This is a genomic window from Micromonospora sp. CNZ295, from assembly GCF_004217535.1.
Map to the genome: position 1 here is coordinate 3,719,032 of NZ_SHKZ01000001.1, position 14,321 is coordinate 3,733,352.

Annotated in this window: 13 protein-coding genes; 5 read left to right on the forward strand and 8 right to left on the reverse strand. The window is 70.8% G+C overall.

Annotated elements, in window-relative coordinates:
• Positions 1-368: 368 nt before the first annotated feature.
• The 3 genes from EV376_RS17520 to EV376_RS17525 all read left to right on the forward strand — a co-directional run bounded on the left by EV376_RS17520 (position 369) and on the right by EV376_RS17525 (position 3,084).
• A complete protein-coding gene (locus tag EV376_RS17520; protein WP_130324609.1) occupies positions 369-1,607 on the forward strand; it encodes a helix-turn-helix domain-containing protein in 1,239 nt (412 codons plus the stop codon).
• A gap of 189 nt (positions 1,608-1,796) precedes the next feature.
• The gene (locus tag EV376_RS30235) at positions 1,797-1,958 is read left to right on the forward strand and encodes a hypothetical protein (RefSeq protein ID WP_165438023.1); all 162 of its coding nucleotides are present in this window, start codon (positions 1,797-1,799) and stop codon (positions 1,956-1,958) included.
• Positions 1,945-3,084 carry a helix-turn-helix domain-containing protein gene (locus EV376_RS17525; protein ID WP_130324611.1) on the forward strand — a complete coding sequence of 380 codons (1,140 nt, stop codon included), beginning with the start codon at positions 1,945-1,947 and terminating at the stop codon, positions 3,082-3,084. The genes EV376_RS30235 and EV376_RS17525 overlap by 14 nt, the downstream gene beginning before the upstream one ends.
• A gap of 21 nt (positions 3,085-3,105) precedes the next feature.
• On the opposite strand, the gene EV376_RS17530 is transcribed toward EV376_RS17525, so the two are convergent.
• The 5 genes from EV376_RS17530 to EV376_RS17550 form a co-directional block, all read right to left on the reverse strand.
• Entirely contained in the window at positions 3,106-3,645 is a 540-nt protein-coding gene (locus tag EV376_RS17530; RefSeq protein WP_130324613.1) for a hypothetical protein, read from the reverse strand.
• Positions 3,646-3,783: 138 nt separating this feature from the next.
• A complete protein-coding gene (locus tag EV376_RS17535) occupies positions 3,784-5,067 on the reverse strand; it encodes a hypothetical protein (RefSeq protein ID WP_486482671.1) in 1,284 nt (427 codons plus the stop codon).
• The gene (locus EV376_RS17540; protein WP_130324615.1) at positions 5,013-5,891 is read right to left on the reverse strand and encodes an inositol monophosphatase family protein; all 879 of its coding nucleotides are present in this window, start codon (positions 5,889-5,891) and stop codon (positions 5,013-5,015) included. Before EV376_RS17540 ends, EV376_RS17535 begins: the two co-directional genes overlap by 55 nt.
• A 132-nt stretch (positions 5,892-6,023) precedes the next feature.
• Positions 6,024-7,664, reverse strand: coding sequence for a DnaJ C-terminal domain-containing protein (locus EV376_RS17545; RefSeq protein WP_130324617.1), 1,641 nt, complete (start codon positions 7,662-7,664; stop codon positions 6,024-6,026).
• Positions 7,665-7,825: 161 nt separating this feature from the next.
• Positions 7,826-8,230: a hypothetical protein gene (locus tag EV376_RS17550; protein WP_130324619.1), complete on the reverse strand. Its 405-nt coding sequence runs from the start codon at positions 8,228-8,230 to the stop codon at positions 7,826-7,828.
• Between the two features lie 244 nt (positions 8,231-8,474).
• Between EV376_RS17550 and EV376_RS17555 the strand changes: the two genes are divergently transcribed.
• Positions 8,475-9,650, forward strand: coding sequence for a VOC family protein (locus EV376_RS17555; protein WP_130324621.1), 1,176 nt, complete (start codon positions 8,475-8,477; stop codon positions 9,648-9,650).
• A 347-nt stretch (positions 9,651-9,997) separates the two neighbouring features.
• On the forward strand, positions 9,998-11,764 hold the full coding sequence (locus EV376_RS17560; RefSeq protein ID WP_165438024.1) for a cellulose binding domain-containing protein: 1,767 nt from the start codon (positions 9,998-10,000) through the stop codon (positions 11,762-11,764).
• A 49-nt stretch (positions 11,765-11,813) separates the two neighbouring features.
• On the opposite strand, the gene EV376_RS17565 is transcribed toward EV376_RS17560, so the two are convergent.
• The 3 genes from EV376_RS17565 to EV376_RS17575 form a co-directional block, all read right to left on the reverse strand.
• Positions 11,814-13,031, reverse strand: coding sequence for a hypothetical protein (locus EV376_RS17565; RefSeq protein WP_130324623.1), 1,218 nt, complete (start codon positions 13,029-13,031; stop codon positions 11,814-11,816).
• A gap of 161 nt (positions 13,032-13,192) precedes the next feature.
• Positions 13,193-13,732: a GNAT family N-acetyltransferase gene (locus EV376_RS17570; RefSeq protein WP_130324625.1), complete on the reverse strand. Its 540-nt coding sequence runs from the start codon at positions 13,730-13,732 to the stop codon at positions 13,193-13,195.
• Positions 13,733-13,761: 29 nt separating this feature from the next.
• Positions 13,762-14,316, reverse strand: a complete 555-nt coding sequence (locus EV376_RS17575) for a GNAT family N-acetyltransferase (protein WP_130324627.1) — start codon at positions 14,314-14,316, stop codon at positions 13,762-13,764.
• Between the last annotated feature and the right edge of the window lie 5 nt (positions 14,317-14,321).

Genomic DNA, 14,321 nt, shown 5'->3' on the forward strand with positions numbered 1-14,321 from the left:
TGGTGCTGTTTACCCAGGGAGCGGTTGCCTGCCGTGTTAGGAATAGGAGAAAATAGCTACCAGCGGTTGGGTCGACCTGGAAGTGCAGTGTCGGGAATACGACCGCACCGCGGCTGGTGCATGCTCCGCGGCTCTGTTGCGGATGCAATCACCGCGACTTGCCCGGCAAGCCGGTAAAAGACGACAGACCAACGCGAGGACCATTTGGAGCTTCCGACGAGGCTGGTCCGGTCGGCCTACATCAGTTACTCGCCGCCACGAGGCCGGCTCGGGATCCTGCTGTGGCCGGGCTTGGAGTAACGTTCGGAAGTAGGCAGCCCGGCGCTGTCCTCAGGGCGCCACCCAGCTCTACGACTAGGGGAGGCAGCATGACTGCCCTAACCGTCGGCGATCGCCTAGCCGGCATCCGTCGTGAGTCGAAGGTGACGCAGGAGCAACTCGCCGAGCGGTCCGGTGTCAGCGTTGAGGTGATCCGCAAGCTGGAGCAGGGCAGCCGAGGTTCTGCCCGTCTCGACACCCTGCACGCACTCGCCCGTGCACTACAGGTGCCGACGTCCGCGCTCCTCGGCGACGCGTCGCAAGCCGCCGCTCGCGGAGAGCCGGACAGCCGCCCGTTGTCGCTGGCGGAGATCCGTCGCGCGGTTACCCCGATCCGTGGGCTGACCGGCGCTCCACTGGTTGACCCGATGGCCGAGCCGCCAGGGCTCGGCATCCTGCGTGCCAACCTGCACGCTGCTGACCAGGTCTATAACGCCGGCGATTATGCCCACGCACTCAGAGTCGTGCCCTCGCTGCTGCTGAACGCTCGGGCAGCAGTTGGGCTCGCTGAGGATGACCGGAAGGACGAGGCATACGACGTGCTCGCCCGCGCCCAGCATTTGGCGGGAGGGCTCCTCCTTCAACTGAGGGCCGAGGACCTGGCGCAGACCGCTCTCTCGGAGGCGTTGGACGCCGCGCAGCGGTCGGGGGACCGGGTTGTCGCGGCCACCATCATCCGCACATCGTGCTGGCTGTTGATGCGGCAGGGCCGGATTGCGGAGTCGTCTGCACTGGCCGTTGCGACGGCTGACGAGGTGGAACCACGATTTTCACGCGCGACCCCGGCCGAACTTGCCGCGTGGGGCTGGCTGCTCCTCGGCGCAGCCGCCGCGCACGCCCGCGACAACCGGCCGGATGAGGCGGCGGATCTCATCGCCGCGGCCGCTGCGGCGGCCGTGCGCATCGGCGAGCGCGTGCCCGCCGCCGACCACCTGATGCTGGTCGGCGGCTTCGACACCGCAAAGGTGCAGATGCAACGAGCAGAGTCAGCGGCCGTGGCAGGAGAAGCCGGGCGAGTGCTCAAACTCTCGGAGCAGGTCCCGCCGGTCCCGACCATCAGCCGCTCGGCATGGCGTCGGCACCGCCTTGATGTGGCCTGGGCGTACGCGGACCTTCGGAAGTTCGGCAAGGCAACGGCGGTGCTCATCCAGTTGCGGGAAACAGCGCCCACCTGGCTACGCCAGCAGCAGTACGCGAGGGACATCGTGGACCGGATCGCGGCTGGGCGCCGCCGAGCCATGACCGATGAGCTGGCAGAACTCGCCGATCTGATGGGCTGCTCCCGCTGACTGGTACACCGCGTCCGAGTTGCGCTGACCCCTTGCTCACATAGCACCGTCCGCACCTGTGCGGGAACTGTCCGTAACGGCAATCTCCGTCGTGATGATCGGCACCACTTCATAGGGCCGTCATCTACACGTTTACGGCGGTGACCGGCCTTGCCTACGCGTCACCGCCCTCTGTCGACGGAGGTGCCAATGCCGCGTGACGAGTCGGTGAGCCGGGGTGAGCAGGTCGAGGCGGCTGAGCGGGAGGCTGCCAAGCAGCGCCTTCTGGAGCAGGCCGAGGAGGAGCGCGTACCCGTGGAGGACATCACCCGGGCGGTGCCGGACCGGCGGTGGCGGCGTGAGCAGCGATGACCTGCCGATCGGCCGCCGGGTGGCGCGCTGGCGGGTACGGCGGCGGATGACTCAGCAGATGCTCGCCGACCGGCTGGGCCGGTCGAAGAGCTGGGTGGACAAGGTGGAGCGGGGTGTCCGTGCGTTGGACCGGTACCCGGTGATCCAGGAGATCGCCGAGGTGTTGCGCGTCGACCCGATGGCGCTGCTCGGCCAGCACCAGCCGCCGGCACCGGCCGCACCGCAGGCACTGGACGGTGTGGACGGGATCCGGGCCGCCCTCGCCCGCTATGACAACACGCCGCCGAAGCCGACCGGTGAGGTCCGGCGGCACGTCGAGCATGCCTGGTTGACCTACCAGCACGGGCACTACGCGCAGCTCGTGCGGGTGCTGCCGGGGCTGCTCGACGCCACGCAGAGCGCAGAGCCAGGGCTACGCGTGGCGGCGTACCGGATCACCTCGTCGCTGCTGGTGAAGCTCGGCGAGGCCGACCTCGCCTGGCTGGCCGCCGACCGGGCGATGGGCGCGGCGGGCGGCGATCCGGTGCTCTCCGCGGCGGCGGCTGTGTCGGTCGGGGCGGCGTTGCGGGCGCTGGGCCGGCACCGGTTGGCCCTCGCCGCGACGCTGGCCGCCGCGAGCCGCCTCGCGCCGGGGCAGGCGCCGGCCGTGCACGGGACGCTGCTGCTCCAGGCCGCCCTGGCCGCTGCCGGCGGCGGCGAAGCCCGCCGGGCCGGGGAGTTGACCGACCGGGCCGCCGGGATCGCCGCGCGGGTGCGGGCCGGGGACGACCCGCACCGGACCCGCTTCGGTACGGCCGCCGTCGAGCTGGCCCGGGTGGTGGCGGCGGTCGAGTCGGGGGACGCCGGTGTGGCGGTGCACCGGCACGGGAAGCTGACGTTGGGGGAGGGGTGGCGGCGGCTGCCGGCCGAGCACCGGGCCGCGTACCTGGTGGACGTCGCGCGGGCGTACCTGGCGGTCGGTGACCTGCGTGCGGCGGCCCGCGCGCTGGTCGAGGCCGACGCCGTCGCGCCCGCCGAGGTCCGCTGCCGGCCGTTGGCCCGTACGGTTATCGCCGAGGCCGCCCAGGGCCACCCGGCCCCGGCCGGCGTGGCCCGCCTGGCGACGCTGGTCGGCCTCACCCGGTGACCCGCCGGCCCACTTCTGCCGTCAATCTGCCTGCAGCGCTGCCCGTGCGACGGCGACGAACGCGTCTCGGCGCTCGGCCCGGCGCTGAATCGCCGCAAGGTGTTCGGGACGGTAAAGGACGGCCAACCGGTCGGCTTCCTGGGCCACCTCCCGGTGGAGGCGGCGCTGCTGGGCGTACTCATCGTTGACGCTGCGGACGGTGCGCCCGGCGGCCTCGGCCAACCCGTCCGGACCGGCCAACAGCACCAGGTTGTATGCCTCATCAAGTTCGCGCAGCGCCCAGTATCGCTCGTCCTCGCCCTGCTCGGGCTCCGGCCGCCCGACCCACACTGTGTCCAAGGTGCGGTAGGCCCGGTCGCAGGCGGCCAGGAAACTCACGTACGTATCCCGCCGTGCCTGATTCCTGCGGAGCGTACGCTGCTCGGCGCGCTCCTCCCGAGCGGCTGCGAGCTGGTCGGCGGCCTGCCGGCGCACGGTGAACGCGGCGACCAGCCCGGTGAGGCCGGCGGCGGTCAGCGTGGACAGCGACGTGATCAGCGCGACGATGATGGTCTCCCGCATGCGACCATCATCATCGAACCGATCCAGCGGACCCGTAACACCGTTCGGGGTATGAGACGCGTGCCCGGCAGGGAGTTTGGCCATGCCGGACCGCCAGCGAGTAACCCGGCCCCGGCTGGTCGTGGCGATGCAGGCGGGTCAGCGACCGGCGCGTCTCCAGGCCCGGTAGAACTCCTTGTAGAGGAACCGCTGCACCGGCGTGCCCGTGGCCGACACCTGCTTGCCGATCGCCCGTGCCCCGATCCACATGCCGGCGACCTTCGGAACGCCGGGCACCGACTCGGTCACCGATGCCACGCCGTTGACCAGTTCCTGCTCCACCGACGACAGCGCCACCTTGCGTAGGCCCAGCCGCTCCAGCAACTGCCGTTTCGCCCCGCTGATGTCCCGGGCCAAGCGGAGATAGTCCTCGTCGGTGACGCACCGGGCAACGGCGGCGCGCAGGTCGGCGGCCTTCTCGCGGTATTCGCCGACGCGGGCGACGACCAGCTCGATCCACTCGCGGTGCCGGAGCCGGCCGGTCTCCCCGCTGTGCCAGAGTCGCCCGCCAAGGAGCGGAAGCTCAAGTTCGAGAAGCTGTACGCGGTGCGTGTCGCTGTCGTCCGCCGCGGTGACGAGGGATTCGTGGATTCCCCGGATGGCCTTGATGACGTCGAGCACGACTCCCTCGGACGCGCCTTCCGTAGACAGGTCGAAGGTCAGCAGGAAGTCCCGCCGGAGGGGATGCGCCTGGTAGGTCAGCTTGGTGCTGTCCGCTCTCGACCGGTACTTCAGCCCCCGTGCCAGGGTCGCCGCGACGTAGACCTCCTCGCCGGGCGGTGCCATCGATTGCAGCGGCCCGCGCAGCACGATCGAGGCTGCTCTCGCCCAGGCACCGAAAGGATCGTCCTCGACCCCGTCGGAGGTACCGATCCGGTCCGCGTGATGGCCCACGACCCGGACGTGTTCCGCTTGGAAGGCACACCACCCGTGGATGCGCTTCGACAGCGAATTGCGCTCGTTCGGCAGCGCGTCATCACAGGCGACGGCCTGCTCGATGAACTGGGCGAGCACCTGGTTTCCCCGCCAGCTCTGCAGCTCGTGCAGCGCCACCTCCTCGGCCTCCCGCACCCGGCTCATCTCGTCGGAGTCCAACTGGAGTGGATGTAGCAGCCCCGCGTCGGCCAGAGCCCGGAGAAGGTACGGCTTCTCGCCGAAATCCGCCGCCGAGGGGCGGGTGAGTATCGGGTGGGCCACCCACACCCGTTCCATGAAGATCAGGGACTGGATCAGCTCGACGAATGACTGACGGGCGAACGGATCTCCGGGCCGGGTGCCGCTGTTTTGAGCGACGACGAAGTCCTCGGCGCTGATGATCGAGGTGACGTCTACGAGGACTTCCGTGCTCCGGTGCGGGAGTCCCGCGCTAGCTCCACGAACCACTTGACGGCCTCCGGGCGACCCATCACAGTGCTGGCGAAAGTCGGCTCTGGCGCGGCGAGTGTCTCCATGGGCACCGGCAGGGCCCTGCTCGCATTCAAGTTTGTGGACATTAGACCGACGATCTCACCGAGGCACAAGCCCGCCAACCCGTCCCAGACCTTCTGCCGGGGGCGGTAGAAAAGATCGAATCGCGGTGCGTTCTCGGCAGCGCCGGTGAGATCCAGCGCGGTGCGGAGCATGTCCAGCGTCTGTGACGTGGTCCTCGTCTTCACTTCATAACCGGCCTCGACCATGGCGGCTTCATGAGGCGGGGCTTCGGAGCGCGCACTTCGAGTCAGAGATGCGACACGCGTAGGTCCTTCGTTGTACTTCGCCGAGCTGTCGTTGACCGTGATCTTCCGGTCGGTGACGGAGGCTCGCACAACGATCGGTCCGCGATCGGTAGCCAGCTCGGGAGCCACGATGAGGGTGGCGACCGGTACGCGCCGCTCCAGCAGGCAGACGACCGAGCAGAACTCCACGCTCTGCGGGCGGACGAACTCGGCCGTGCCGTCGATCGGGTCGATCACCCAGATCCGTTCGGGCTCCTCGTCCAGGCCGGGCCGCCAGGCGCCGCTTCCGGACTCCTCGGCCAGGATCCGTGCCTCGGGGTCGACGGCGCGGATCCTCTCGATGATCATTTCCTCGATTGCGAGGTCGGCTTCGGTCAAGAGGGTGCGGTCCGCCTTCTCCTGCACATCGAGCTCGGACACCCGGGAGCGGTACGACCGCAGCATGCCGAGGAGTTCGCTCGTCAGGTCAGTCCACAGCAGGTCAAGATTCATCGCCTCGACTCTCCTCGCGGCCGGCTCGGGAACGGCGGTTCATCGACAGACCCCCATCATTCCATTCCTGGTAGGTTCCGCCGGCGCGGTCATCGTGGTGTTGATCGGCGTACGACCCCGAACCTCGGGACGCTAGCGCAGCGTGATGTAGAGGTCGCCGCGTCCGGGTTCGGTCTTCCTGAGATGCGGCACGCCCTGGCCGGCCACCCGGATCCTGGTGCCGGGGTGCGCTCGGGGTGGCACCTGGACCCGGAACGTCGCGCCGTCGAGGCCGACGACCGGCAGGATGCCGCCCGCCGCGAGGTCGATGGCCGAGCCGTCCAGGGTGCAGTGCAGGTCGTCACCGACCCGGGTGAACCGTTCGTGTGGCAGTTGGTTGATCTCGATGTACAGGTCGCCGCAGGTTCCCCCGTAGCGTCCCGCCTCGCCCTGTTGCGCCAGCCGGACCCGCATCCCGTCCTCGATGCCAGCCGGGAACCTGATGGTCAGCGTACGGCGGGTCCGCAGCCGCCCATCGCCTCCGCAGTCGCGGCAGTCGAACAGCGCCGGGAGCTCTCCTCCGCAGCCGCCGCACGTGATGGTCGTGTCCAGCGTGATCGACGCTTCTCGACCGAACGCCGTCTCCTCCAGGCTCATGTCGAATCGGAGGGTCACGTCCGGTCCGCGGCTCTGCCGCAGCGCGGTGGTGGCGATCTGCTCCGCGGCGGCCCGCCGGTCCGGCGACATCTGCTCCCGCGTGGCGCGTTGCACCAGCGCATGCACGCGTACCTCGCTGGCGTCGTCGGTGAGCGCCACCAGGCTGAGCCGCTGCAGGCAGTGCAGCGCGTCGCGGGCGTCGGCCGCGCCGACCTGCGGTCGCACCTGCCGGGACCGCCGCAACGACGCCAGGAAGCCGGTACGGCGGGCGGACCGGCCCCGGCCCTCGTCCAGATATCGCAGCGCGGCCAGGGTGGTGAGAACGCTGGTCGGCACACCGTTGGCGTCCAGGTGGCTGGCCAGCTCCAGCAGCGGCCGGGCCAGCCCGGCCGGGGTCATCGCGTCGGCCAGCTCGATCGACAGCGACCAGGTCGCGGCGACCGTCGCGCCGTGCCCGTCCGGCAGTGCCTGCGGCTCCGGCAGCAGGTCGGCCAGCCGCCGACGCCGGTCCGCGAACCGCCTGCGGTACTCGCCGCAGGTCAGCCCCCGGTCCAGCAGGTACGCGGAGGCCTGGGCGAGGGCCAGCGGCAGGTAGCCCAGGTCGGCGGCGAGTCCCGCCACGTCATCGTCGCGGTCGGCCCGGCCGGCCAGCTTGCCGCGCAGGTATCTCTCGGCCTCGGCCGGCGTGAAGACGCCCACCTCGACCGGGATGCGGCCGGAGCCCAGCAGCGCCGCGTCCCGACGGCGGGTGGTGACGACGGTCCGGCCGTTCGGCGTCGACGGTGGCCACAGCCCGGTCAGGTCGCCCGGTTCGGTGAGGTCGTCCAGGACCACCAGCCAGCGTCGCCGGGTGGTGGCGAGCCACCCGAGGAACCGCTCGGCGGCCCGTTCCGGGTCCTGGTCGTCGGTCCCGCTGAGGTGGTTGCCCACGGAAGCGTACGACGACAGGATGCTCGCCCGGGACGTGGCGGTCGTCCAGACGAGCAGATCCACCGCACCGTCGGCCAGCTCCCGCCGGGCGAGGTGGGCGGCGAGTTGGGTCTTGCCGACGCCGCCGAGGCCCGACAGCACCTGGCACACGACAGCGGTGCTGCCCGGTGCGGTCGCCGCGTCCAGCGTGGCCGCCGCGTCCCGCACCTGGAAGTGGTCGGCGGCCGGTGGAATCGACCCCGACTGGTACGGCCAGTCGACCTGGTTGCGGCCGCCGACCGTGACCGGGCCGTAGAAGGCTCCGACCGGGCCGTACGCGTCGCGTAGCCGGAGGTCAGGCGGATCGGTGGTGCCGGCAGCCGTCGCCTCTACCCGGCTGCCGGCGGTGCTGGGGGGAGCTGCGTCCGCTGGTCGAAACTGACCGGTGCGTGGAAGGAGCCGACCGCCCCGTTGACCGTGTCCACGGTGATGTTCAGCTGCGCGGCGCGAGCGGGGTCGGCCAGGGTGAGCAGCTCCCGAGCGGCCGTCAGGATCTGCTCGTCGGTGACCGCGCCGCTGTCGTGCAGATCCTGACCGATGCGGGCCTGCCACACCCCGGGCTCGGTCTCGTCGGCCGCCAGCTGCTCCAGGGCGGCGGCCCGCCCGGTGAACCGGCGCCGCAGCGACGCCTTCAACAACTGGTAGCCGTCCCGGACGGCTTCGGTGGCGGTGCCGGACACCCCGGCGGTCGCACCGGCCGCGAGCGCCGCCACGATCACATTGATCTCATCCACCGGCGGGGATCCTCCATCAATCTGGCGGCTGACGCGGTCGTGGTGAGGTGCCGGTCGACGATGCCGCGATCGACCCCCACGGAGGCAGGCGACGCGGACGCGGCCGACGGCAGCAACGCAGCCACTGTACGGTTCGCCCGCCAATCAACACCGGCATTGGGGCTGCCCGACCGGGGGTGTCCCGGACCGGAGGCGATCACTGTCCGGAAGGAGACTGTCCGGGACGGGTTCTACAGTGCCGGGCATGACAGAGACCGGAACGGATTGGCGGCTGGTCGACGGCGTCGCGACGGCCTGGTTCGACGCGCCTTCGCTGACCGAGGGGGCGGCGCTGGCCGGGCGTCTCGTGGAGCTGTCGGCCGAGATCGTGGTCGACCTGCGCGCGACGGGCGTACGGGTGCGCCTCGGCGCGGACGAGCACGCCGAGGCGGTGTCGGCGGCCGCGCGGGATCTCGGGCTGGCCGCGAACCCGGCCGTGCTGCAGCACCTGAGCATCGTGTTCGAATCCGCGAACCCGTCGGCGGTGAGGCGGTTCTGGCGGCGCGTGCTCGACTACGCGCCAGACGAGGACGGCGGCTTGGCGGATCCGTTGCGGCGCGACCCCGCGATCCGGGTCCGGCAGTCGACCGAGCCCCGGCCGTTGCGGAACCGCATCCACCTCGACGTGGTACGGCCGGCCACGGCGGTCGAGCAGGCGAGCCCTGGTGAGGCATCGGGACCGTACGGGGTCCGTCACGCCGACCCCGACGGCAACGAGGTCGACCTGGTGCCGGGCGCGGCGCTCGGCGAGCGGCTCGGGACAGCCGACTGGCAGGCGGTGTTCGGCGCGATGGCCTGCTACCGCGTCACCTCCCCGACGCAGCAGCGTGACCTGGCCGCCGCGGCAGCGGCGCTGGCCGACGACGCGGGCTTCCCGCTGCTGGTCGACCTGCGCCCCGGGCTCGTGATCGTCGACAGCGGCAAGGACCAGTGGGAGGACGACGCCCACGGCCTCGACCTCGACTTCACCGACCTCGCCGGCAACCTCCAGACCGTCGCCCGCGAACTCGGGGCCACCGCGGATCCGGGGCTGCCGCGCTTCGCTCAGCTCGTCCTCGACGCCGCCGACGTCGCCGCGCTCCGCGCGTTCTGGGTCGCCGCACTCGGCTACACCCAGGACCGGCGGGCCGGGGTCAGCGACCTCCACGATCCGCGGCGGCTGAACCCGGTGCTGGTGTTCCAGAAGCTCGACGCCGCGGAGACGGAGCGGCGCCGGCAACGCAACCGCATCCACGTCGAACTCGCCGTGCCGTCGGACCTCGCGCGGACGCGCCTCGCCACGATCGTCGCGGCCGGCGGCCGGCTCCTCGACGAGGCGGAGGGTCGCTGGCGGATCGCCGACCCCGAAGGCAACGAACTGCTGATCCTCTGTGAGCCCTGAGCTCGCGGCGTCCGCCGATCAAGGAGTTGTGGTGGCTGGAAAGCCGCTTATCCCGGTAATCCCGGCACCATAAGTCCATGATCGACGGGGGAGGGGCGGGCCGGCAGTCGGTTGCCGGGCGGAGGGTCGGGCTGCGACGATGCTTGTCGATGCGGCGCCCGGGAGTGGCAGCGATGATCACCCGAGCCGAGGGCAACGGCGCGGGAGCGGATCGTTCCTGATCGACTTGTAGCTGGAAGCGACGGCAGGCGGCTGGTCCGCTGCCCGCCCGGCCGCTCGGGCTGACCCGCGCCCAGCTGCGCGAGGTGCCGCCACCTGCATCGCAGCGGCGGTGGAGAGGAAGCCCGATGCGGCTTGCCCAACCCGATGAAGCTCAACCGTCCCGCCGCCGGCGCGGAGCCGTCGCGGTCACCGTGCTCGCCGCCGCGACCTCGCTGGTCACCGTGGCGGGGATCCTGACCGCGCCGCCCCTGCTGGCCGCGACGCCCGACATCACCGTCGACACCGCCGCGACCTACCAGACCATCGACGGCTTCGGCGCCGCGACCCCGATCTGGGGCAGCGACCACTGGACCACCGCCGAGACGCAGACCCTCGTCGGCCTGGGCCCCGGTCAGCTCGGCCTGTCGATCGTACGGACCGGGCTGTCGCCGGAGTCGAGCGAGTGGAGCTACGCCGTCAACAGCCTCCGGACGGCGAAGTCCTACGGCTCCGACGTGAAGATCCTCGCCTCGCCCTGGACGGCGCCGGCCCACTTCAAGACCAACAACAGCCGGACCAACGGCGGCAAGCTCAAGCCCGACTACTACGACGACTATGCCGAGCACCTCAACAGCTACGTGCAGTACATGAAGAGCCAGGGCATCACGATCGACGTGACCTCGGTGCAGAACGAGCCGGACTGGCACCCCGACTACGACTCGATGGACTGGACCGGCACCGAGCTGCGCGACTTCGTCCGTGACCATGGCGCCAAAGTGAAGGACACCAGGCTGATGGTCGCCGAATCACTGCGGTTCAACCGCGCGTACACCGACCCCACGCTGCAGGACGCCGCCGCGCGCACCAACATCGGGTACGTCGGCGGCCACCTGTACGACACCGAGAACAGCGGAAACCTGTCGCCGTACCCGCTCGCCGCCCAGCACGGCAAGAACCAGTGGATGACCGAGTGGAACCTGCACGCGGCCGACGGGAGCGGCTCGGCCATCTGGGGGGACCCCGCCAACACGGCCGTCTGGAACGAGACGCTCGACGACATCATGCGGACCGTGCACAGGTCGATGGAGGCGAACTGGAGCGCCTACATCTGGTGGTACGGCCGCCGCTTCTACTCCTTCATCGGTGACGGCGAGTCGCAGTACGGGACCACGAAGGGCGCCGTCCTCAAGCGCGGCCACGCGTTCGCGCAGTACGCCAAGCACGTCCGCCCCGGTGACCGGCGGGTCGCCGTGTCGAAGAGCACGAGAGCCTCCGCCCTGGAGGTCACCGCCTACCGCGGCCGGGGCAAAGTCGTGCTGGTGCTCCTCAACCGGTCGAACAACGCGGTCGACGACGCCGTCGTCCAGGTGCCGCGCGGCATCACGGCAGCCTCGTACACCGTCACCTCACGGACGCTGAGCGGCCAGTCGCAGCCGGTGACCGTCAGCGGGGGACAGGCAACCGTCGACGTGTCCGCCCGCAGCATCGCCACGATCACCCTGGACGAAGGGTCCGCCTCGCCCACGGCCAGCCCCACCGCCAGCCCGACCGTCAGCCCGACGGCCAGCCCGACCCCGACGGCCAGCCCGACCGCGCCGGCGGGGGCGTGCCGGGTGACCAACGCGGTCAACGCCTGGAACAACGGCCTGGTCGACACCATCACCATCACCAACACCGGCACGAGCGCCGTCAACGGCTGGTCACTGAGATTCACCCTCGCCCCCGGGCAGACCATCACCTCCGGCTGGAGCGCCACGTACGCGCCGACCAGCGGTCAGGTGACCGCGACGAACGTCAGCTACAACGCCGCCATCCCACCCGGCGGCTCGATCACCATCGGATTCCAGGCCAGCCACAGCGGCAACGCCACCCCGCCGAGCGGCTTCACCCTCAACGGCGTCGCCTGCAACTGAGGTCCTCCGGCCGGGCGGGAACACCCCGCCCGGCCGGAACCCGTGCGAATCAGCTGTTGAAGATGTCGTTGGCCGCCAGAATCGCGTCGAGTTTGACCAGGTCGTGGCCCGCCGCCGACCAACCCGCCCGGAACCGGCCGATCGTGCCCGCCTGGCCGTCGTCCATGCGGGCGTCGATGACCTGCATGACGGCGTCATCCATCTCCGCGAGCTGGTCGAACGACTCCAGGGTGCCGGTGTCGACCAGATCCCACAGCGCGGCCGCGACCTTGCCCTCCACCAACTCCCCGGGCACGCCCGGGCAGAACGGCTTGCCATCCGGCAGCGTCGCCGCGGCCAACCAGGATTGCGGGTTGACCCGCTTCACGGCAGCCGCCAGGTAGGTGGCGGCGCCCTCCTGCCAGGCGAACTGCTGGGTCGTCGGGCTGTCGCCACTGACCGGGCAGCCGGTGTGGTCGGCGGCGTCCAACGTGGTGGCGCTGATCTGGTCCAGCACGTGGTGGCCGTACTCGTGCAGGATCAGGCCGTCGCGGAAGGCGGCCAGGTCCGCTCCGCCGATGCCGATCACGACCTCGTCGATGAGGTAGTTGTAGAAACTGTCGTTGGGCGCGTTGATCGCGCTGATGCTCACGTTGACCGGCCCGAGCGGGTCGACGTCGGCTCGCCGGCTGTCGACGTAGCCGCGACCGATGCGCAGCGTCTCCGCCACATTGAAGTGCTGGGCGATCCACCGGTCGCGGAACGTGTGGGAGAAGTCCATGCTGACATTGGCTGCGCCGGCGACGCGCTGGATCGGGCCGCCCTCGCCCTGGCCGGGCTCCCGCCAGAACGGCTCGAACCGTACCGTCTGCTCCGGCCAGACCACGGCGGCGCGGTTCGTGGCGAAGACCCGCACGGCGTAGGTGATGCCCGCAGTCAGGAAGTCCAGTTGCAGCGAGATGCGCCCGGCGGCGTCGGTGGTGGTCTCGGCGTCCTTGCCCCAGCTGACGATGTTCAGTGGCGGCCGGGCGCGCAGCCGCCAGACCTCCACCTTGGCCTGGGCGATCGGCACGTCGACGTTGACCGAGCCGTCGAGGCTGATCCGGTCCTGGTAGTGGAAGGTCCCGGTGACGGTCACCTTCTGCGGTGGTTGCGGGATCGGGTTGTCGGGTGGGTCGTCACAGGTCCGGCAGGGTGCCGCCATTGCCGGAGCGGCCAACGACACCAGGAGCAACGCGGTGGCTGTGGTCAGGATCCGGCGCGGCAGGCGCCAGCGATGATGGGTCAATGCCGTTGCCCTTCTCGGTGTGCGGTGCGCACACCGTACCGACGCACGGCAATGGCCCACTCCCTGCGAAAAGTGCCCCTGAGCTGGGCAGAGATCCCCAGGCGCCGGCCGTGGCGTCGTCATCCCGACAGGCGGGCCCCGCGGCAGTGGCGGGTAGCCGGCTACGGCTTCCAGTCGCGGCGGAGCAGGCCGTAGAGCACCAGGTCGACGAAGTCGTCGCCGTCGTACTCGCGCTCCCGCAGGCTGACCTCGTGCGTGAAGCCGCACGCCTCCGCGGTGCGCCGCATCGCCACGTTGCTGGCCAGCATCTCCAGTTCCAGGCGGCCGAGGTTGCGGTTGCGGAAGCCGTACCGGCAGAGCAGCCGGATCACGTCGGTCCCGTACCCCTGGCCGCGCGCCTCGGGGACCAGCCGGATGCCGAGGTGGCCGTACCGGTTGACGGCGTTGATCCCCCACAGCGTGCCCCGGCCCAGGAACGTGCCGTCCGCCACGGTCTCGGCGACCAGCGTCACCTCGGACCGGCCGTCGGGTGGCTCGGTGACCTGCCGCTCCAACTGGGCCCGGACCTGGCCCTCGTGGCGCGGCACGAACGCCTCCTCGTCGGTGAGCAGGTGCAGCTCGGGATCACTGATCAGGCGGAACAGGTCCGGCGCGTCGTCGGGTGTGGGCGGTCGCAGGCGGACCCGTTCGGTGGCGAACACGGGCCGACGCTAACAGCCGGCAAGCGTTGTCACCGACCCGGTCGATCCGGCTTCCACTCGCGGCGGAGCAGACCGTAGAGCACGAAGTCGGCGAAGCCGTCGCCGTCGTACTCGCGCTCGCGCTGGATGCCCTCGAGCGTGAAGCCGTACGCCTCCGCGGTGCGCCGCATGGCGACGTTGCTGGCCAGCGTCTCCAGTTCCAGGCGGCGGAGGTTGCGGTTGCGGAAGCCGTACCGGCAGAGCAGGTGGATCACCTCGGTCCCGTACCCCTGGCCGCGTGCCTCGGGGACCAGCGTGATGCCGAGGTGGCCGTACCGGTTGAACGCGTTGATGCCCCAGAGCACACCGCAGCCCAGGAACGTGCCGTCGGCCACGGTCTCGGCCAGCAGCACGATCGGCGCCTGGCCGTCCGGCGGCTCGGTGACCTGCTTCTCGTACCGGGCCCGGAGCTGGCCGACGTGATGCGGCACGAACGGCTCGCCGTCGGTGATCAGGTGCAGCTCGGGGTCACTGAACAGGCGGAACATGTTCGGTGCGTCGTCGGGCGTGGGCGGGCGCAGGCGGAGCCGTTCGGTGGCGAACACGGGCC

Excerpts from the sequence above, each read along its gene's own strand:
- EV376_RS17560 (WP_165438024.1), top strand. The coding sequence starts at position 9,998 with ATGCGGCTTGCCCAACCCGATGAAGCTCAACCGTCCCGCCGCCGGCGC.
- EV376_RS17530 (WP_130324613.1), bottom strand. The coding sequence starts at position 3,645 with ATGCGGGAGACCATCATCGTCGCGCTGATCACGTCGCTGTCCACGCTG.
- EV376_RS17540 (WP_130324615.1), bottom strand. The coding sequence starts at position 5,891 with ATGAATCTTGACCTGCTGTGGACTGACCTGACGAGCGAACTCCTCGGC.
- EV376_RS17520 (WP_130324609.1), top strand. The coding sequence starts at position 369 with ATGACTGCCCTAACCGTCGGCGATCGCCTAGCCGGCATCCGTCGTGAG.
- EV376_RS17555 (WP_130324621.1), top strand. The coding sequence starts at position 8,475 with ATGACAGAGACCGGAACGGATTGGCGGCTGGTCGACGGCGTCGCGACG.
- EV376_RS30235 (WP_165438023.1), top strand. The coding sequence starts at position 1,797 with ATGCCGCGTGACGAGTCGGTGAGCCGGGGTGAGCAGGTCGAGGCGGCT.